Annotated in this window: 16 protein-coding genes and 1 pseudogene; 8 read left to right on the plus strand and 9 right to left on the minus strand. The window is 71.1% G+C overall.

Annotated elements, in window-relative coordinates; all coding sequences use genetic code 11:
- Positions 1-201 precede the first annotated feature (201 nt).
- A complete protein-coding gene (locus tag C475_RS03715; RefSeq protein ID WP_006882428.1) occupies positions 202-1,224 on the plus strand; it encodes a DUF1611 domain-containing protein in 1,023 nt (340 codons plus the stop codon).
- A 2-nt stretch (positions 1,225-1,226) separates the two neighbouring features.
- On the plus strand, positions 1,227-2,288 hold the full coding sequence (locus tag C475_RS03720) for a dipeptide epimerase (protein WP_006882429.1): 1,062 nt from the start codon (positions 1,227-1,229) through the stop codon (positions 2,286-2,288).
- 16 nt (positions 2,289-2,304) lie between these two features.
- Here the strand turns inward: C475_RS03720 and C475_RS03725 are convergent, their stop codons facing one another.
- The gene (locus tag C475_RS03725; protein WP_006882430.1) at positions 2,305-2,778 is read right to left on the minus strand and encodes a DUF6789 family protein; all 474 of its coding nucleotides are present in this window, start codon (positions 2,776-2,778) and stop codon (positions 2,305-2,307) included.
- Positions 2,779-2,803: 25 nt separating this feature from the next.
- Between C475_RS03725 and C475_RS25290 the strand changes: the two are divergent.
- A pseudogene (locus C475_RS25290) lies at positions 2,804-2,866 on the plus strand (hypothetical protein); the annotation flags it as partial.
- A 60-nt stretch (positions 2,867-2,926) separates the two neighbouring features.
- Here C475_RS25290 and C475_RS03730 read toward each other — a convergent pair.
- The 3 genes from C475_RS03730 to C475_RS03740 all read right to left on the minus strand — a co-directional run bounded on the left by C475_RS03730 (position 2,927) and on the right by C475_RS03740 (position 6,395).
- Positions 2,927-4,537 (minus strand): hypothetical protein, encoded by a 1,611-nt coding sequence (locus tag C475_RS03730; RefSeq protein WP_006882431.1) that lies wholly within the window; start codon positions 4,535-4,537, stop codon positions 2,927-2,929.
- A 98-nt stretch (positions 4,538-4,635) separates the two neighbouring features.
- Positions 4,636-5,091, minus strand: coding sequence for a cupin domain-containing protein (locus tag C475_RS03735; protein WP_006882432.1), 456 nt, complete (start codon positions 5,089-5,091; stop codon positions 4,636-4,638).
- 464 nt (positions 5,092-5,555) lie between these two features.
- Entirely contained in the window at positions 5,556-6,395 is an 840-nt protein-coding gene (locus C475_RS03740; RefSeq protein WP_006882433.1) for a sugar phosphate isomerase/epimerase family protein, read from the minus strand.
- A gap of 109 nt (positions 6,396-6,504) precedes the next feature.
- Between C475_RS03740 and C475_RS03745 the strand changes: the two genes are divergently transcribed.
- The gene (locus C475_RS03745) at positions 6,505-7,716 is read left to right on the plus strand and encodes a site-2 protease family protein (protein WP_006882434.1); all 1,212 of its coding nucleotides are present in this window, start codon (positions 6,505-6,507) and stop codon (positions 7,714-7,716) included.
- A 21-nt stretch (positions 7,717-7,737) separates the two neighbouring features.
- Here C475_RS03745 and C475_RS03750 read toward each other — a convergent pair whose 3' ends face one another.
- The 3 genes from C475_RS03750 to C475_RS03760 all read right to left on the minus strand — a co-directional run bounded on the left by C475_RS03750 (position 7,738) and on the right by C475_RS03760 (position 11,037).
- A complete protein-coding gene (locus C475_RS03750; protein ID WP_006882435.1) occupies positions 7,738-9,564 on the minus strand; it encodes a PAS domain S-box protein in 1,827 nt (608 codons plus the stop codon).
- A 145-nt stretch (positions 9,565-9,709) separates the two neighbouring features.
- Positions 9,710-10,084 carry a hypothetical protein gene (locus C475_RS03755; RefSeq protein ID WP_235728429.1) on the minus strand — a complete coding sequence of 125 codons (375 nt, stop codon included), beginning with the start codon at positions 10,082-10,084 and terminating at the stop codon, positions 9,710-9,712.
- Positions 10,085-10,212: 128 nt separating this feature from the next.
- Complete coding sequence (locus C475_RS03760) at positions 10,213-11,037, minus strand: SDR family oxidoreductase (RefSeq protein WP_006882437.1); 825 nt, start codon at positions 11,035-11,037, stop codon at positions 10,213-10,215.
- Positions 11,038-11,225: 188 nt separating this feature from the next.
- On the opposite strand from C475_RS03760, the gene C475_RS03765 reads away from it, so the two are divergent.
- Positions 11,226-12,242 (plus strand): zinc-dependent alcohol dehydrogenase family protein, encoded by a 1,017-nt coding sequence (locus C475_RS03765; RefSeq protein ID WP_006882438.1) that lies wholly within the window; start codon positions 11,226-11,228, stop codon positions 12,240-12,242.
- Positions 12,243-12,293: 51 nt separating this feature from the next.
- Here the strand turns inward: C475_RS03765 and C475_RS03770 are convergent, their stop codons facing one another.
- Entirely contained in the window at positions 12,294-12,788 is a 495-nt protein-coding gene (locus tag C475_RS03770) for a DUF892 family protein (protein WP_006882439.1), read from the minus strand.
- Positions 12,789-13,006: 218 nt separating this feature from the next.
- Here C475_RS03770 and C475_RS03775 point away from each other — a divergent pair, with 218 nt between their 5' ends.
- The 3 genes from C475_RS03775 (at position 13,007) to C475_RS03785 (ending at position 15,523) form a co-directional block, all read left to right on the plus strand.
- Complete coding sequence (locus C475_RS03775) at positions 13,007-14,083, plus strand: saccharopine dehydrogenase family protein (protein WP_006882440.1); 1,077 nt, start codon at positions 13,007-13,009, stop codon at positions 14,081-14,083.
- A 111-nt stretch (positions 14,084-14,194) separates the two neighbouring features.
- Positions 14,195-14,431, plus strand: coding sequence for an amphi-Trp domain-containing protein (locus tag C475_RS03780; RefSeq protein ID WP_006882441.1), 237 nt, complete (start codon positions 14,195-14,197; stop codon positions 14,429-14,431).
- A 132-nt stretch (positions 14,432-14,563) separates the two neighbouring features.
- Positions 14,564-15,523: a Gfo/Idh/MocA family protein gene (locus C475_RS03785; RefSeq protein ID WP_006882442.1), complete on the plus strand. Its 960-nt coding sequence runs from the start codon at positions 14,564-14,566 to the stop codon at positions 15,521-15,523.
- An 18-nt stretch (positions 15,524-15,541) separates the two neighbouring features.
- Here the strand turns inward: C475_RS03785 and gpmI are convergent, their stop codons facing one another.
- Positions 15,542-17,146, minus strand: a complete 1,605-nt coding sequence (gpmI, locus tag C475_RS03790) for a 2,3-bisphosphoglycerate-independent phosphoglycerate mutase (protein WP_006882443.1) — start codon at positions 17,144-17,146, stop codon at positions 15,542-15,544.
- Between the last annotated feature and the right edge of the window lie 158 nt (positions 17,147-17,304).

Raw genomic sequence — 17,304 nt, forward strand, 5'->3', positions numbered from 1 at the left:
CCTGCTTCGGGAAGCCCGACGCAGCAAGCACTGGAGCGAACGGAGTGAGCGAAGCGCGCAGCAAGGCGCGCGACCGAAGCAGGCTGGGGCTTTCACGCTGTTCGCGGTCATGATCGAGCCTGCGGTCGCGGTGCTGAGAGCGGGGACTGAGAAAGCCCCCTCCACCGTGCGATTAAATCCGACCCGCACGAACACCGATCCATGCGTGTCGCGATCCTGGCCCACGAGGGGTTCCCCGACCGGGCGAAGACCGCCGTCGGGATCCTGCAGTACGGCGACCACGAGGTGGTCGCGGTGCTGGACCGAACCCGCGCCGGCGAGCGCGTCCGCGACCACGTCCCGGACGCGGCCGACGCCCCCATCGTCGACGGCATCGACGCGGTCGGGGAGCCGATCGACGCGCTCGTCGTCGGGATCGCGCCCATCGGCGGCGGCTTCGATGAGACGTGGCGACCGGACGTACGCGGCGCGCTCGAACGCGGCGCCGACGTGGTCGCCGGCCTGCACTACTTCCTCGGCGACGACCCCGAGTTCGCCGACCTGGCCGACGAACGCGACGCCGCGATCCGCGACCTGCGCCGGCCGCCCGACGACTTGACCGTCAGCGAGGGGACGGCGAGCGATGTCGACGCCGAAGTCGTCCTCACCGTGGGCACCGACTGCTCGTCGGGGAAGATGACGACGACGTTCGAACTCGCGGCGGCGGCCCGCGACCGCGGGGTCGACGCCGGCGTCGTCCCAACCGGCCAGACCGGAATCGCCGTCGAGAACTACGGGATCGCCGTGGATCGGGTCGTCTCGGACTTCGCCGCCGGCGCGGTCGAGCGGATGGTCGAGGAGCGCGCCGCCGAGTTCGATGTACTCTTCGTCGAGGGCCAGGGCGCCATCGCTCACCCCGCCTACTCGGGCGTGACGACGAGTATCCTCCACGGGGCGATGCCCGACCGGCTCGTCCTCTGTCACGTCGCCGACCACGAGGCCGTCCACGGCTACGAGCACGTCCCGATCCCGCCGCCAGGCGAGTACGCGGCGCTCTACGAGTCGCTGGCCGCGCCCGTCGCGCCCGCCGAGGTGGTCGCCGGGGCGCTGAACACCCAGCGACTCGACGACGACGCGGCCGGCGCCGCGGTCGAGGAGTACGCCGAGGCCATCGACGCGCCCGCGACTGACCCCGTCCGCTTCGACGCGGCCGAGTTGCTCCCGGCGGTCCTCGGGGAGGACTGAGGATGCCAGCGAGCGCCGACGCCGACCTCACTACCGAGTTCGAACGCCTTTCCCTCCCGCTGGCGGACCCGTTCACCATCGCCCGCGGGACGACCGAGACGGCAGAGAACGTCCTCGTCCAGGTATCCGATGGTTCCCACGAAGGTATCGGCGCCGCCGCGCCGTCGACCTACTACGGCGAGACGCCCGCGACCGTCGAGGCCGTCCTGCCGGACCTCCTCGAAGTCGTCGAGGAGGTGGGCGACCCGCACGTGCGCCAGCGGATCGACCGCGAGCTACGGGAGCGCGTCGGAGCCAATCCCGCCGCACGGGCCGCCGTCGACACCGCGCTGGCCGACCTGGCCGCGAAACGCCTCGACGTTCCCCTCTATCGCCAGTGGGGGCTCGACCCCGCCGCGGCGCCCACGTCGTCGTTCTCGATCGGCCTCGCCGAGCCCGACGAGACCCGCCGCTGGGCCGAACGCGCCGTCGACGAGGGCTACTCGATCCTCAAGGTGAAACTGGGGGCCGGCCGCACCGCAGAACGCCTGGCGGCCGTCCGCGAGGGCGCGCCCGAGGCGACGGTCCGCGTGGACGCCAACGCGGCCTGGACGCCCGCCGAGGCCGTCGCGAAGACCGAAACCCTCTCTGGCCACGGCGTCGAGTTCGTCGAACAGCCGGTCCCTGCCGACGATATCGCGGGACTCCGTCGGGTCCGCGACCAGGGGGCCGTCCCCGTCGCGGCCGACGAGTCCGTCGAGCGCGCGACGGACGTACCCAGCATCGCCGACGCCGTGGACATCGTCGTGGCGAAACTCCAGAAGTGCGGGAGCTTGCGGGAGACGCGTCGGGTCGCGGAAATCGCCCAGGCCCGCGGCTGCGAGGCGATGATCGGGTGTATGGTCGCCTCGAACGCCACCATCGCGGCCAGCGCCCACCTCGCGCCATTGTTCGATTACGCTGACCTGGACGGCTCGCTGTTGCTCGATGCTGATCCCTTCGAGGGCGTGCCGATGTCCGACGGCGAGATCGACCTCGCGGCGGTCGACCGGTCGGGAACCGGTGCGGTCGAGGTGGACGAGTGACCGGTCCCAGCGCCGCCTACAGTCGGTCGACGGTCGCGGCGTAGACGCCGCCGAGCACCAGTCCGTAGACAGCGTGCCACAGCAGCGACGGCACGGCGAAGTTCGGGAACGGCGGCGACGCCGGTGACCCCACCGCGCCGAGCCACAGCGGCATGACGAGCGCAGCGAGGACCGCCCACGTCAGGACGCCCCAGACGACGCCCGCGCCGACCTGCTCGCCGGGCGAATCGAGGTCCAGCGCGCCGACGATGGCGGCGAAGACCACGCCCAGCACGGCGCCGTGGGAGGCGTGGACGAACAGCCCCGCGGCGCCGCTGGGCGGCGGCGCTAGCGCGTACAGCGACGGGATCGCGACGGCGATCGTCGGCTCGTTCATCACGACCACCAGTGCGCCCATCCCGAGCGCGCCGAGTATCCCCCCGACCACGCCGGCCTGCCAGGAGTCGTTCGCGTGCGATTCCTCCGTCGCAGCCTCGGTCGCTGTCGACATATCCGAGTGGACTCGCGGGGGGTGAAAGAAACCGACTCGACCGTGTGCCCGTGCCGTCACGACGCACGCCGGCGGTACGGTTATGTAGGGCAACCGTTCCGCGAGCGACCCGCAACGGATCCGCAATTACTCGGCGCGGAGCGTCGGCTTAGATCCACTCAGCGAAGTGCTCGCGCCCGCGACTCAGCTCGACGTACTCGCCCTGCATCCGCGCGAGCGCTTCCTCCAGGTCCGCGCCGTCGGCCAGATGCTCGCGGGCACGCTCCTTCTTCCAGGCGCTGGGCGTGACACCGGCCCCCCAGCGCGCTTCGATGGGGTCGAGGTAGCGGTCCCGCGTCGCCTCGTCGACCCCCTGCTCGGCCAGCCCGCGCCGAGCGTACTCGAACACCTCGGCGAAGACCTCGTCGCTGTCGTCGGTCCGCTCGCCGTCGGCGGTCACCCACGCCAACTCGGCGTCGAGACCGTCCTCGACGGCGCCGTAGAAGCTCCGCTCGGCGTCGTCCCACGACAACTCGGCGAGCGGGTGGTCGACGGCGACCAGCCCTTCGAGAAGGCCCGCGGTGAGCACCTGCAGGCCGACGATGTCGCGGACGGTCGGCTGGGTGGGCAGCGGGCGGTACTCGATGCGCAGCGACCGCTGGTCGCAGGCGCCGTCGACGGCGGTGCCGCCGGCCACGCCCCGCACCCACCGCCAGAAGGTGCCCCGCTTGTAGTCGAACTCCCAGGCCGCGCTGGTCGGGTCGCCGCCCTTCTGGCCCTCCTCTTCCAGGTCATCTTCGTCTTCGATCCACTCTCTGAGAAACGGCGCGAAGCTGTCGTCGGCGACGACGTGTTCGAGCGCCTCGGCGGGGTCGTCGAGGTCATCGGGCACCCGTACCTTCCGACACCTCTGGTTCATCGACTGCTCGAAGGCGGCGATACGGAGTTCGTGATGGGTCTCGTCGACGAGCCGTTCGGGGTCGTCCACGTCGCCGTAGCAGTCGCCGGGGAGGAACGGGGAATTGGCCGCCAGCGCGACCAGCGGGCCGAGCGTCCGGGTCGCGAGGTTGTGATAGCGGGGGAACGAGTCGGTGTCGGGAACCTGGACGTGGGGCTGGATCGAGGTCGCCAGCGACTCGAAGAGGATGGTTCGATAGCCCGTCTCGGCGCCGGGGACCGAGAAGTCGATCTCGCCGCCGGCCCGCCGGACGGCGACGTTGTCGAGCGCGCCGTAGCGGGGGTCCTTTCGCATGTTCCGCGCGACGAGGACCGGGTCGTCGGGGTCGCCGCCGGGGACGACGACCGGGTGGTCGCTCCCGGTGTCCTGACGACCGGGACCGTGAACGGTCACGTCGTCCAGATAGGCGTGGGTCCCCTCCGCGGGCGCGACCGCGGGCATCGCGTCGAGGACGATTTCGAGGCCGTGCTCGCGCGCTCGCTCGCGGGTGGCGGCCAGGTCGCTCTCAATCTCGGCGGCCTGGGCGGCGACCCCCTCGTCGTCGAACTCGCTCGGCGCGGCGTTGAGTTCGGCGTTGTGCAGCCCGAGTTCCTTGTCGGCCGGGCCCTCGTACACGTCGTCGGGGATCGGCGCGAGCGTTCGGTCGGCGCCGTCGCCCGCCAGCGCGTACACTTCCAGCTCCAGGCCCAGCGTCGCCGCCTCGTTGTCGAAGGCGCCGTCGGCCAGCGCGTCGGTCAGCCGGTCGGCCTGCGCGCGGACCCGCTCGTCGAACGCGTCGGTCCCGGCGAGCGAGCGCCTGACGAGCGATTCGTGGTCGGTCATTGCCGGAGGGTGGGCCACCGCGGTCAAAAAAGGCTCGGGCGGCGCGTCGTCCGCGGCGTCCCTCCGTGCTGGCCGCCCGAGTAGCTCGCTCGCGCCCGCTACTCCTCGACGAGTTCGATGGCGTCGTCGCCGGTCGGGACCGCACAGAGGAAGGCTCCTTCCAGGTCGCGCTCGTTGCGGTACCAGTGGACCGCGCCCGCGGGAATGTGCAGCGCGTCCCCGCCCTTGACCGTGTGCTCCTCGCCGTCAACGGCTTCGCCGTTTACTCGGGGCGTCTCCGACGCCTCGCTGTCGATGCCGACGACGTACTCGCCCGCGAGGACGTACTGCTCGTGTTCGATCTCGTTTCTGTGTTTCGGCACCTCGGCGCCGGGCGCGAGCGTGAACCGCCGGATCGCGAGGTTCTCGGCGCCGTGGTCCTCGCCGACCAGCACCGCCTTCGACAGCCCCTCGGCGGCGTCCACCGGCTCGTACTCGATGTCCTCCGCGCGGCGGACCGTCGGCGTCGCCGGGTCCGCGGTCGATTCGTCGTCGGTCGCCTCACGCTCGCTCATACCCGCGGCTACGACCCCCGGGACAATGACTGTGGCCCCGGCGCGGCGGAACGTGGTCGGCGAGCACGGACGATGGGTCAGGCGTGGTGGCGCGCGCTGTCGTGCGTTTCATCGCGCGACAGCATCGTGCGAGGGATGAACGGAGGAACGAAGTGACGGAGTGAATCGGTTGGGGAGGGTTGTGGCCGTCTGCGGTTGTTGTGCGGGGGGGATGCGGAGTGGGTGCGGCCCCTGGCGGACTGAAAGGGCGAGGCACGTTCGCGCTCGTTCCAGTCGCCTGAGCGGGCTCTATTCGAGGGCGCGAAGCGCCCGAGAATATCCCGCTCAGCGACCGCGAACGGGCCGAGGGCTTTCACCGCATGCCGTCGAGTGTGGGCGAGCCGACTCAGAGCGAACGGGTCGAGGGCTTTCACCGCATGCTGTCAAGTGCGGGCGAGCCGACTCCCCTCGGACATGGCTTTCGTTCAGACGCCGGCGGGCTCGAACACGCGTTCGAGCGACTCGGCCGTCGCGCGGGCGGCGTCCGCGTCGGCCATCGCTTCCAGTTCGTCGGAGAACGGTTCGGCCATCACGGGGCCGTCGTAGCCCACGGCGTCGAGATGCGAGAGGAAGGTCTCGATGTCGACGACGCCGGTGGCGCCGGGCATCGCCCGCTCGGTGTCGACGTACTCGTCGAGCCCGAGCCCCTCCGGTGCGTCGTTGACGTGGACGTCGACGATATCGTCGGCGTCGAGGGCCTCCAGCGCCTCGACGGAGCCGCCGGCGGTGTGCCAGTGCCAGCAGTCGAGCAGCAGGCCGGCGTTGTCGCCGACCGCCGAACAGAGGTCGAGCATGCCGTCGGCGGTCGAAATGAAGTCGTACTCGTGGCCCGCTCGCAGCCGTTCGGGGCCGAGGAACTCCAGGCCGAGGTCGATCCCGTGGTCGGCGAGGACCGCGGCGACGGGTTCGAGCCGGTCGCGGTGGAACGCGAAGTTCCCTTCGAACGGTCGCTCGTCGCTGAACGACATGATGTAGGTCGACATCCGGGAACAGCCGACGGCGGCGACCGACTCGGCAACCTCGGGGAGCGCGTCCAGATCGGCCTCGTAGGTCTCGGCGTCGGCGGTCACGTCGACGGGGAGGGTGGCGCTTCCGGAGCGGAGGCCGTGGTCGTCGCGGACCGCGCGGTAGTCGTCGGGGCCGACCTCGCGGAGATAGCCGAGGTCGACCTGGACCGCGTCGAAGCCGTGTTCGGCGGCCAGCGCGGCCGCCTCGGGAAAGGGGCGGTCGACGCCGATGGCGTCGAGCCCGAAGCTCGTGTACATGGCCCGAGCGTCGCCCGCTGTCGGTATATACCCCTCGCAGGGGGCGGACCTCGCTGCTATCCCCGTCGCCACGGGCGGGCTTAAGTTCGTGCCGGGACTACTCGGAGGTATGCGCCGATTCCGAATCGGGAGCGCCTTCGGCATCCCGATCGACGTCGATCTCACGTTCCTCCTCGTCCTGCCGCTGTTCGCCTGGGCGATCGGGTCGCAGATCGGGCGGTACGTCGAGATCGTCAACGACCTGTTCGGGTCGGGGATCGCCGTGGACGTGCTGACGACCTCGACCGAACTCTCGCTCGGGCTCGGGCTCGTCGCGGCGCTGGGGCTGTTCGTCGGTGTCGTGCTCCACGAGTTGGGCCACTCGCTGGTGGCGATGCGCTACGGCTTCCCCATCTCGTCGATCACGCTGTGGATCTTCGGCGGCATCGCCCAGCTGGACGAGATGCCCGAGGACTGGCGCCAGGAGTTCCTCATCGCCATCGCCGGCCCCGTGGTCAGTATCGCGCTCGGCGTCGTTTCCTACGTCGCGTTCCTCGCGGTTCCGGTCGGCGACTCGCTGACGCTGGCGGCCGCCCAGTTCGTCTTCGGGTACCTGGCGCTGATGAACGTCGTGCTGGCGGGGTTCAACCTGCTGCCCGTCTTCCCGATGGACGGCGGTCGGGTCCTCCGGGCGCTGCTCAACCGCACTCGCCCGTACGCCCGCGCCACCGAGATCGCCGCGGAGGTGGGCAAGCTGTTCGCCGTCGGCCTCGGTCTGTTCGGCCTGTTCGGCGGGGGCGGCCTCTTCCTGGTCGCCATCGCCTTCTTCATCTACATCGGCGCGGCCAGCGAGGCCCAGCAGACGACGATGCGGGCGGCCTTCGAGGGGGTCACCGTCGCCGACGTGATGACCCCGGCCGACCGCGTGACGACCGTCGACGACGACGGGTCGGTCGCCGACCTGATCGAGACGATGTTCCGGGAACGGCACACCGGCTACCCCGTCGAGCGCGACGGGGAGATCGTCGGCCTCGTGACCCTCGAAGACGCCCGCGCGGTGCGGGAGGTCGAGCGCGACGCCTACCGCGTCGAGGAGGTCATGTCGACGGAGATCTACACCGTCGCGCCCGACGACGGCGTCATGACCGCGCTGGAGGAGCTGGATTCCCACGCCGTGGGCCGCCTGCTCGTCATGGACGACGACGAGTTCGTCGGGCTACTCACCCGGACGGACATCATGAGCGCGCTGTCGATCATCAAATCGAGCGGCCGCTACCAGTCCGAACCGGCCGATTCGGCGGGTCCGGACGTGTTCAACGCCGAGGAGTCGCGGCAGTCCTGACCGAGGACCGCGAGGCACCGCTCAGTTCCCGGCGAACTCGACCCCGGTGACCTCGAAGCGCGCGCCCGACTCACCGTCGAGACGGTCGGTGACGCGAACGTCCCAGCCGTGGGCCTCGACGATGCTCTGGACGATGGCGAGGCCGAATCCCGTCGACTCCTCGCCCGTCGAGTAGCCCGAGTCGAACACCCTCTCGCGGTCCTCGTCGGGGACGCCGCGGCCGTCGTCGGCGACGAAGAAGCCGCCGCGACGGGGGTCGCCGTCGTCGCGCTCGTCGACCGGACAGTCGGGCATGTCGCCGACCGTCACGGTCACGTCCGCGCCGCCGTGGGTGACCGCGTTCGTGAAGAGGTTCTCGAAGGCGCCGCGGAGGCGGCTCTCGTCGGCCATGACCGTCGCTGTCGTCCGGATGTCGAGCGTCGCGTCGGCGGTCTCGACGGTGTCCCACGCGTCGCGGGCCATCGCCGCGAGCGCGACCGGTCCGAGGTCCGAGACGGACTGGCCCTGGCGAGCGAGCGCGAGCATGTCGTCGACGATCGCCGCCATCCGGTCGTGAGCGCGGCCGATCCGCTCGAAGTGGTCTCGGTCCTCGTCGTCGGCGTCGGCCGCCAGCGCGTCGGCCGTCCCCGCCGCGACGTTCAGCGGGTTGCGGAGGTCGTGGGAGACGACGCGGGCCACCTCCTCCAGACGCTCGTTCTGTCGGCGCAGCTGGCGCTCCCACTCGCGGCGCTCGGTCACGTCGATGTAGATGGCGTAGCCCCCGCTGGCGTCGTCGTAGGGGGCGAACCGCAGCAGGAAATCCCGCGGTCCGTCGGGCGTCCGGCGGCGCACCTCGACTTCCAGCCGCTCGCCCGTCCGCGCCCGCTCGTTGAACGCCGCGGCCGTCTCGCGGTCCTCGGTCGGCACGATGAGGTCGTCGAGCGGGCGGCCGGTCACGGCCGCGGCGTCGACGCCGAACGTCTCGGCGAACGACTCGTTCACGTCGGTGACGAGCGGTCCCCCGTCGTCGAACTCAGTCGCGACGACCGGCTCGCTCAGGTGTTCAAACAGCGTCGAGAAGCGGTCGCGCTGCTCGCGCAGCGCCGCCTCCAGGCGCTTGTGCTCGGTGACGTTGTGCAACACGACCTGGGCCGCCGGCTCCCCCCGGTCGGTCACGGGCTGCATCGACGCGAGGGCGTATTTCTCGGTGCCGTCGGCGGCGACGAGGGTCCGCTGGGCCGGCGGCGTCCGCTCGCGGTCGTCGATCACGCGTTCGAGACGGGCGGCGGCGCTCGCCCGGGCGTCCGCGGCGACGAACTCCCGCGCGTTGCGGTCGACCACGTCGTCGGGGTCCGCCAGCTCCAGCAACGCCGCCAGCGCGTCGTTCGCGCTTCGGATCGCGCCGTCGCCGTCGAGGGCGCAGACGGGGACCGGCGCGCCCTCGACGAGCGCCCGGTACCGCGCGGCGTCCTCGCGGTCGGCCGCTCGCTCGCGACTCGCCGCGAGCGCCTCGCCGACGGCGTCGGTCAGCGCCCGCTGGTCGTCCGGCCGCACGACCGCGGCCAGTGCGCCGACGACGTCCGCCTCGACGTACGGGTCGAGGTCGCTCGTGGTCGCGAGCACGACAGGCGCGTCGAGACCGGGGTCGCGCTGGTTCAGGGCCGCGACGAGCGCGACCGGGTCCCACTCGGCGTCGTCCGGGTCGACGACGACGCAGTCGACCCGCTCGTCGTCGAGCGCCGCGAGCGCGTCGTCGGGGCCGTCGACGCGCCGAACGGTCGCGCCTGCCACCGCGGCGAGGGCGTCGCTCTCGGGGTCGGGATCACCGCCGACGCGAACTACACACACCGGCCGCGGTCGGTCGTTCATCGTCTGCAGACACTCCGGTTGTGCCGGCGGGCGCGGCCCCAACGCTCCCGGCAGAACTGCGTGGGTACACCTTCGACCACGCGCGGATTACCCTTTCGCCCCGGGGAGCCGTCACGTCGGACAGAAATCGAACCGACGGCGTCGCTTACAGCTCGCCGTCGGGCAACTGGTCGAACGCCGCGGGGTCCTCCCACAGCTCGTGGAGCGTGCCCGCGGCGAGGAATCGGGTCGGCGCGGCGACCCACTCGGTGGTGACGGGGTCCGACAGCTCCGGCGCGTCGGTCTCGAACCACCAGGCGACGTAGCGGCCGTCGGCCAGCCGCGCCGTCGGGTACATCTGGCCGTCGACCTCCACGTCGACGCGCGTCGCGTCGTCGACCGGCGGCCGTTCGTCGCCGTCGGTCGCGACGCTGATCTCGATGGGGATCGACCGCTCCCCGCCCGCCTCGCCGACACCTGCGTCGTCGCCGTGTTCCGTGGTCGGGATCATCCTCGTCTCGGTTCCAACGAAGGCGCTCACACCTCATAAACCCCAGTCGGTCAGGCGTCAGACGCCGCGCCCTCCCGCGGTTCTCCGCGGTCGAGACGGAACCCTCGCCGTGGCGACGACTTCCGTGACGGGTCGGCGGGGCGGCGCCGACCGTTGGTTCAAACCCCGCTGAACGCGGAGAACCCGCCGTCGACCGGGATCACCGCTCCGTGGACGAACGACGAGCCGGGGGCCAGCAGCCACAGCACCGTCGTCGCCAGGTCCTCGGGGTCACCGAACCGCCGCTGGGGCGTGTGTTCGACGATCGACTCGCCGCGGTCGGTGTACTCGCCGGTCTCCTCGTCGATCAGCAGGTATCGGTTCTGCTCCGTGAGGAAGAATCCCGGCGCGATCGCGTTGACGCGCACGTCCGGCGAGTACTCGTTGGCGACGTGGACCGCCAGCCACTCGGTGAAGTTCGAGACGGCCGCCTTCGCGCCCGAGTAGGCCGGGATCTTCGTCAGCGGCGTGACCGCGGTCATCGACGACACGTTCAGGATGACGCCCTCGCCCTGCTCGACGATGTGTTCGCCGAACGCCTGGGTCGCGAGCACCGTCCCGACGAAGTTGACGTTCAGGACGCGCTCGAAGCCCTCGGTCGTGAGGTCGAAAAAGGAGGTGTCCTCGCCCGTCGTCGCCTCGGGGCTGTTGCCCCCCGCCGCGTTGATCAGCGCGTCGATCCGCCCGAGCTCCTCGACGACCGTCTCGGCGGCCGCTTCGAGTTCCGCCCTGTCGAGGACCGACGCCGGGAGCGTGACGTGCTCGACGTCCATCGCCGCGAGTTCCTCGCTCGTCTCCGCCAGCCCCTCCTCGCCGCGGGCGAGGACGGCGACTCTCCCGCCGTGAGCGCCGATCGCCTTCGCCATCGCGGACCCGAGTTCGCCCGATCCGCCGGTGATCACGCAGACGCTTCCGTCGAGGTCGAACTCGCTGGAGACGCTCATCTCTGTCTCGATCCCTCTGTACACAGCCGCAAGAACGTTGTTATCGCTATCTCGCCGGACCGACCGGACACCTCGGCGGCGGGCTCGCTCACCGTCACGGGTCCGCGGTCGGTCCCGGCCGTCGGACGGTCACCCCAGTCGCCTGCCGCGTCCGGAGGGCCCAAGAGGGTCTGGTCCAACTCCCGCCGATGCGAGCGTACGAAGTCGAAGACTCCGCAGCGGACTACGAGGGTGTGGTGGCCGTCGAACGCGAGCGACCCGAACCGGGACCGGGCGAGGCGCTCGTCCGGGTCCGCGCCTGCTCGCTGAACTACCGCGACCTGATCATCGCCGGTGAGGGACACTACCCGGGCGCAGAACTCCCGGTCGTTCCCCTCTCCGACGGCGCCGGCGAGGTCGTCGAGGTGGGGGCCGGTGTCCGGCGGCTCGCCGAGGGCGACCGCGTCGCGACGCCGTTCGCCCCCGACTGGGTGGCCGGCGAGGGGAGCCCCGAGCAGTGGGCGCGCACGACCGGCGGCAATATCGACGGTGCGCTCCGGGAGTACGCGACGTTCCCGGCCGAGAGCCTCGCGGTCCTGCCCGAGCACTTCGACTACGAGCAGGGCGCGACCCTCTCGTGTGCCGGCCTGACCGCCTGGCGCGCACTCGTCGAGGACGGCGACCTGACGGCGGGCGAGACGGTGCTGGCGCTGGGGACCGGCGGCGTCTCGACGTTCGCGCTCCAGTTCGCCGACGCACAGGGCGCCGAGGTCGTCGTCACCTCCGCTAGCGACGAGAAGCTCGACCGCGCCGCGGAGTGGGGCGCCGACGAGACGGTCAACTACGAGGACACGCCCGAGTGGGGCGAGGCGGTCGCCGAGCGGACCGGCGGCGGCGTCGACCACGTCGTCGAAGTCGGCGGGCCCGGCACGCTCGACCAGTCGCTCGAAGCGGCCGCGCCGGGCGGCCACGTCAGCCTCATCGGCGTCCTCGACGGTCCCGACGGCCAGGTCCACCCCGGCCCCGTCCTCGGGAAGGGGCTGACCGTCGAGGGCGTCGTCGGCGTCGGGAGCCGCGAGATGTTCGACCGGATGAACCGCGCCATCGCCGCGAACGACATCGAACCGGTCGTCGACCGCACGTTCGGCTTCGACGAGGTCCGCGACGCCTACCGCTACCTCGAATCCGGGGAACATCAGGGGAAGGTCGTCGTCACGCTGGATTGAGAGACGCGGCGAGGGGGTGGCGATCCGCGGTTTCGACGGCGAGTCGGCGTCTCAGGCGGCGACGATCGGCTCGTAGTCGTACTCGCTGGTGAGCGTCTTCAGCCTCTCCAGAGCCGCCTCTTCCTCTTCGAGGTTCTCGTGGAGGATGTCGCCGGCCTCGTCCATGCCCAGCCGGTCGGCCAGCAGCGCGAGGTTCCCGTAGGCGGCGATCTCGTAGTGTTCGGTCTTCTGGGCCGCCGTCAGGTTGTGGACGTCGAGCACGTCGGCCTCGGGGTCCATCTCGAGCAGCTCCTCGTGTTCCTCGATCAGGCCCTGGATCCCCTCGCACTCCTCTTGTTCGGGCTCCTGCCCGAGCATCTCGAACACCGATTCGAGACGTTCGATCTGGCCGTTCGTCTCCTCGCGGTGTTCCTCGAAGGCCCGCGAGATCTCCTCGTGTTCGGTCTGGTCGGCCAACTGGTCGAGCACGTCGAGCAGCTCGTTCTCGGCGTAATAGATGTCTTCGAGTTCGTGCGTGAACAGCTCCTTCGCAGATGTGACTGACATGGTAAACCTCCGTAAGCCACTCGGGCATCGGCGCCGATAGTAATCCGCTCGCTACCGAACGACCCGAGGACGGCGCCGTCGTATCCGCCGGTTACCGCGCCGAAAGCACGGCTGAACGAGCGGCCGACCGGCCGGGGTGACCGGCGCGATCCGGCTCCGTCGGCGTTCGGAGGTGAACGGACGCGCCCGTTTTTCACGTCGAGCGCGAACGGGGCGCCATGGAAGGGGACCTGCTCGTCTACGGAGCGTACGGGTACACCGGGTCGCTGATAGCCCAGCGCGCCGTCGCCGACGGCCTCGACCCGATCCTCGCCGGACGCGACGCCGAGCGCGTCGAGGCGGCGGCGACCGAACGAGGCTGCGACCACCGGGTGTTCAGCCTCGAACACCCGACCGTCGTCGAGCGCCGCGTCGCCGGCGTCGACGCGGTATGCAACTGCGCCGGGCCGTTCGAGGACACCGCCGAACCGCTGATCGACGCCTGTCTCCGGGCCGGCACCGACTACCTCGACCTGGCCGGGAACGTCGACGTGCTCGAAGCGACGGCCGCTCGCGACGCCGAGGCGACCGACGCCGGCGTCGCCGTCGTCCCCGGCGTCGGCTTCGACGTGGTCCCGACCGACTGCCTGGCCGCGACGCTGCACGGCCTGCTCCCCGAGGCCGAGCGACTCACGCTCGCCATCGACGGCCTGGGGACGTTCTCGCCGGGGACCGCGAAGTCGATGCTCCGCGGGCTCGACCGCCCGGGCGCCGTCCGTCGCGACGGCCGCGTCGAGACGGTTCCCGTCGCGTTCAAGCGCCGGACCTTCGACTTCCCGACGGGCGAACGGACCGCCGTCACCGTCCCCTGGGGCGACGTGTCCTCGGCGTACTACTCGACGGGCATCCCGAACATCGAGGTGTACGCCGGTGTCCCCGACCGCGTCGCCGGCGCGATGGAGCGCGCCCGACGGCTCGTTCCCGCCCTCGCCGCAGGGCCGGTCCGCCGGGCGGCCGAGGCGGTCGCCGGCCGCCTGGTGTCCGGACCGACCGCCGACGAGCGCGCACAGAGCGAGACGCACGTCTGGGGCGAGGTGGTCGGGGAGGACGGCAGTGTCGCTCGCGCGCGGATGCGGACGCCGGACACCTACGACCTGACGACGGCGACGGCGGTCGAGGCCGCCCGGCGCGTACTCGGCGGCGCGGCCGGCGAGGGATTTCAGACGCCCGCCTCCGCGTTCGGGCCGGGGTTCGCGGAGGCCTTCGAGGGCGTCGAACGCGAGGTGCTGACTCGACCCGAGCAGGTCGCCCAGTAGGAGCCCGCGGCGGCTGCCGTCGGCCGATCGAACGGCGACGATCCGCCGTAAGGAGCCGTTACCGTCGGTTTCAGCCCGTTACTTTTCCCCACCGATTCCCGAAAGGCGGATATGGCGAAAGAGCTCGAAGCGTACGACATGACTCGCGACGAGGCCGCCGACAAGCTCGAATCGCTCGCCGCGGACCTGCGCGGCGACGGGAGCTTCGACGTGAACGTGAACAACCGGACCGTCCACCTCGCGCCGCCCGAGGAGATCGGGATGGAGATCGGCGTCCGGGAGATGTCCTCGCTGCTGCGCGGTAGTCGCGAGGCGTTCACGATCAAGCTCGACTGGAAACCCAAATAGCGGGTCGGCACCGTCCACGACGGGCGACTCACCGCGCCCCACCTACCGCACCGCGTCCGCCCCCGCGACCACGATCCGGCCGCGCTCTCCGCCGACGCCGCCTTTTTGCTCCGCCGGCGCGCGGGTCAGCCAATGACGGTCGACCTGGCCTTCGTCGGCGCCGGCGGCATCGCCCAGTGGCAGCACTTCGACAACCTCGCAGCCCTCGACGACGCACGGATCGTCGGGATCTGCGACGTGGACAGCGAGACGGCCGAATCGGCGGCCGACCGCTTCGACGCGCCCGCCTTCTCGGACCACCACGACCTCTACGAGGAGACCGACCCCGACGCCGTCTTCGTCTGCCTCCCACCCTTTGCCCACGACGACCAGGAGATCGCCGCCGCCGAGCGCGGCTACGACCTGTTCGTCGAGAAGCCCCTCGCGCTCTCGGCGGAGACGGCCCGCGAGATCGAGACCGCGATCGAGGACAACGACGTGCTCGCGCAGGTCGGTTACGACTGGCGCTACTCGGCGGGCGTCGAGCGCGCCAGCGAGATCCTCTCCGGCCGCGACATCGGCTACGTCGACGGCTACTGGTGGGGCGGCGTCGCCGGCGGCGAGGACCACTGGTGGCGCCACGCCGAGAAGTCGGGCGGGCAGGTCGTCGAACAGGCCACCCACGTCTACGACACCGTCCGCCACCTCGCGGGCGACGTAGAGCGCGTCGCAGCGGCCGGGAGCCACCGCCTCGCCGACGAAGTGGACTTCTCCGACGCCACCTCCGCGACGATGACCCACGAGAACGGGGCGATATCGCACGTCTCGACCACCTGCGCCGCCGAGGACGACAAGCACGGCCTGGAGGTCGTCGCCGACGGCGCGACCCTGGAAGTCACGGAGCAGTCGGTCTCGGGCGTCGTCGACGGCGAGGCGGTCGACGAGAAGTTCGACCGCAACCCCTACGCCGCCGAGGTCGAGTCGTTCGTCGACGCGGTTGCGTCGGGCGACGGCGCGGGGCTACGCTCGCCCTACGCGGACGCTCGGCGGACGTTCGAACTGACGCTGGCGGTCAACGAGTCTATCGAGGACGGCGAGCCCGTGGAGCTGTAGAACAGCGGAGGCGGTCGGCTACTCCAGCAGACTCTCGCCGGTCATCGCTGACGGCGTCTCGATGTCCATCAACTCCAGCAGCGTCGGTGCCAGGTCTTCGAGCGCGCCGCCCTCACGGACGAGCCGACCGCCGTCGGTGCCGTCGGGCGCGACGTAGATCAGCGGGACCGGATTCGTCGTGTGGGCGGTGTAGGGCTCTTCTTCGGTGCCCATGTCGTCGGCGTTGCCGTGGTCGGCGGTGACCAGCACGTGCCCGCCGGCGACCCGGACCGCCTCGACGAGCCGCCCGAGCTGTTCGTCGACCGCCTCGACCGCTTCGACGGCGGCGTCGAAGTCGCCGGTGTGACCGACCATGTCCGGATTTGCGTAGTTGCAGACCAGGAGATCTGGGTCCCGGGCCTCGATAGTCTCGATGGCGGTATCGGTCACCTCAGCCGCACTCATCTCGGGCTGGCGGTCGTAGGTGGGCACGTCGGGGCTGGGGACGATCTCTCGGATCTCGCCGTCGAACTCCACCTCGCGGCCGCCGTTGAGGAAGTAGGTGACGTGGGCGTACTTCTCGGTCTCGGCGAGCCGGAGCTGGGTGTGGCCCGTCTCGGAGACGACCTCGCCGAGCGTATCTTCCGGGCGGACCGGGGGGAAGGCGGTGGGGAGGTCGAACGTCTCGTCGTACTGGGTCATCGTGACCACGCGGGTCGCCGGCGGGTCGGTGCGGCCCCCCCAGGCGTCGGAACGGATGTCCGCGAGCATCCGCGTCAACTGCCGAGCGCGGTCCGAGCGGAAGTTGAAGAAGACCACGGCATCGCCGTCCGACAGCGCCGGTCGGTCCGCGACGAGCGTCGGCTCGACGAACTCGTCGGTGTCGCCCCGGTCGTAGGACTCTCGTACTGCGTCGACCGCGGAGTCCGCTTCGTGGCCGGCGTGGCGCTCGACGATGGCGTCGTAGGCGAGTTCGGTGCGGTCCCAGTTCTCGTCGCGGTCCATCGCGTAGTAGCGCCCGGAGACCGTCGCGACGTGGCCCGTGCCCTGTTCCTCGGCGTGGGCCTCCAGATCGGCGAGGTACTCCTCGCCGCCGGTCGGCGAGGTGTCGCGGCCGTCGGTGAAGGCGTGGGTGACGGCCTCGACCCCCTCGTCGGCCGCGAGGTCGATCAGCGCGTGGAGATGGGACTGGTAGGAGTGGACGCCGCCGTCCGAGACGAGCCCCATGAAGTGGACGCGACCGTCGTGTTCGTCGGCGTACTCGAACGCCGACTGGACGGCCTCGTTGTCGTCGATGGCGCCGTCGCCCTGGGGGTCCGGTGCGAGGCCGGCGTCGCCGGCCTCGTCCGAACGTGGCGGCTCCGCCGCCACGCGCTCCCCCCGCCAGCGGGCGATAGCGTCGGTGACGCGGGCGGACTCCTGGACGACGACGCGACCGGCGCCGATGTTGAGGTGGCCGACCTCGGAGTTACCCATCTGTCCCTCGGGCAGGCCGACGCGACGCCCGGAGGTGACGAGCGTCCCGTGGCCGCCCGCGTTCCAGAGGCGGTCGAAGTTCGGCGTCTCGGCGGCGGCGACGGCGTCGCGAACTCCCTCGTCGGGGTTGAGCGCCCAGCCGTCGAGGATGACGAGCGCGGCTTTCATACTCGGCCCTCCGCCCGGCCGGCCCAAGTCGGTGTCGGTCGGCGCGACTGACGCTCGTCGCCTCACCGCCCGATTACCGTCCTCACTGCAGGGGCGAACTGGTCGGGGTCGACGAGCCGACCCTCGGCCCGGAGCTGTTCCGGACGTGGGTCGAGGGC

Source organism: Halosimplex carlsbadense 2-9-1 (assembly GCF_000337455.1).
Lineage (GTDB): Archaea > Halobacteriota > Halobacteria > Halobacteriales > Haloarculaceae > Halosimplex > Halosimplex carlsbadense.

Coding starts and splice junctions, on each gene's coding strand:
- C475_RS03715 (WP_006882428.1), top strand. CDS start 202: ATGCGTGTCGCGATCCTGGCCCACGAGGGGTTCCCCGACCGGGCGAAG.
- C475_RS03720 (WP_006882429.1), top strand. CDS start 1,227: ATGCCAGCGAGCGCCGACGCCGACCTCACTACCGAGTTCGAACGCCTT.
- C475_RS03725 (WP_006882430.1), bottom strand. CDS start 2,778: ATGTCGACAGCGACCGAGGCTGCGACGGAGGAATCGCACGCGAACGAC.
- C475_RS03730 (WP_006882431.1), bottom strand. CDS start 4,537: ATGACCGACCACGAATCGCTCGTCAGGCGCTCGCTCGCCGGGACCGAC.
- C475_RS03735 (WP_006882432.1), bottom strand. CDS start 5,091: ATGAGCGAGCGTGAGGCGACCGACGACGAATCGACCGCGGACCCGGCG.
- C475_RS03740 (WP_006882433.1), bottom strand. CDS start 6,395: ATGTACACGAGCTTCGGGCTCGACGCCATCGGCGTCGACCGCCCCTTT.
- C475_RS03745 (WP_006882434.1), top strand. CDS start 6,505: ATGCGCCGATTCCGAATCGGGAGCGCCTTCGGCATCCCGATCGACGTC.
- C475_RS03750 (WP_006882435.1), bottom strand. CDS start 9,564: ATGAACGACCGACCGCGGCCGGTGTGTGTAGTTCGCGTCGGCGGTGAT.
- C475_RS03760 (WP_006882437.1), bottom strand. CDS start 11,037: ATGAGCGTCTCCAGCGAGTTCGACCTCGACGGAAGCGTCTGCGTGATC.
- C475_RS03765 (WP_006882438.1), top strand. CDS start 11,226: ATGCGAGCGTACGAAGTCGAAGACTCCGCAGCGGACTACGAGGGTGTG.
- C475_RS03770 (WP_006882439.1), bottom strand. CDS start 12,788: ATGTCAGTCACATCTGCGAAGGAGCTGTTCACGCACGAACTCGAAGAC.
- C475_RS03775 (WP_006882440.1), top strand. CDS start 13,007: ATGGAAGGGGACCTGCTCGTCTACGGAGCGTACGGGTACACCGGGTCG.
- C475_RS03780 (WP_006882441.1), top strand. CDS start 14,195: ATGGCGAAAGAGCTCGAAGCGTACGACATGACTCGCGACGAGGCCGCC.
- C475_RS03785 (WP_006882442.1), top strand. CDS start 14,564: ATGACGGTCGACCTGGCCTTCGTCGGCGCCGGCGGCATCGCCCAGTGG.
- gpmI (WP_006882443.1), bottom strand. CDS start 17,146: ATGAAAGCCGCGCTCGTCATCCTCGACGGCTGGGCGCTCAACCCCGAC.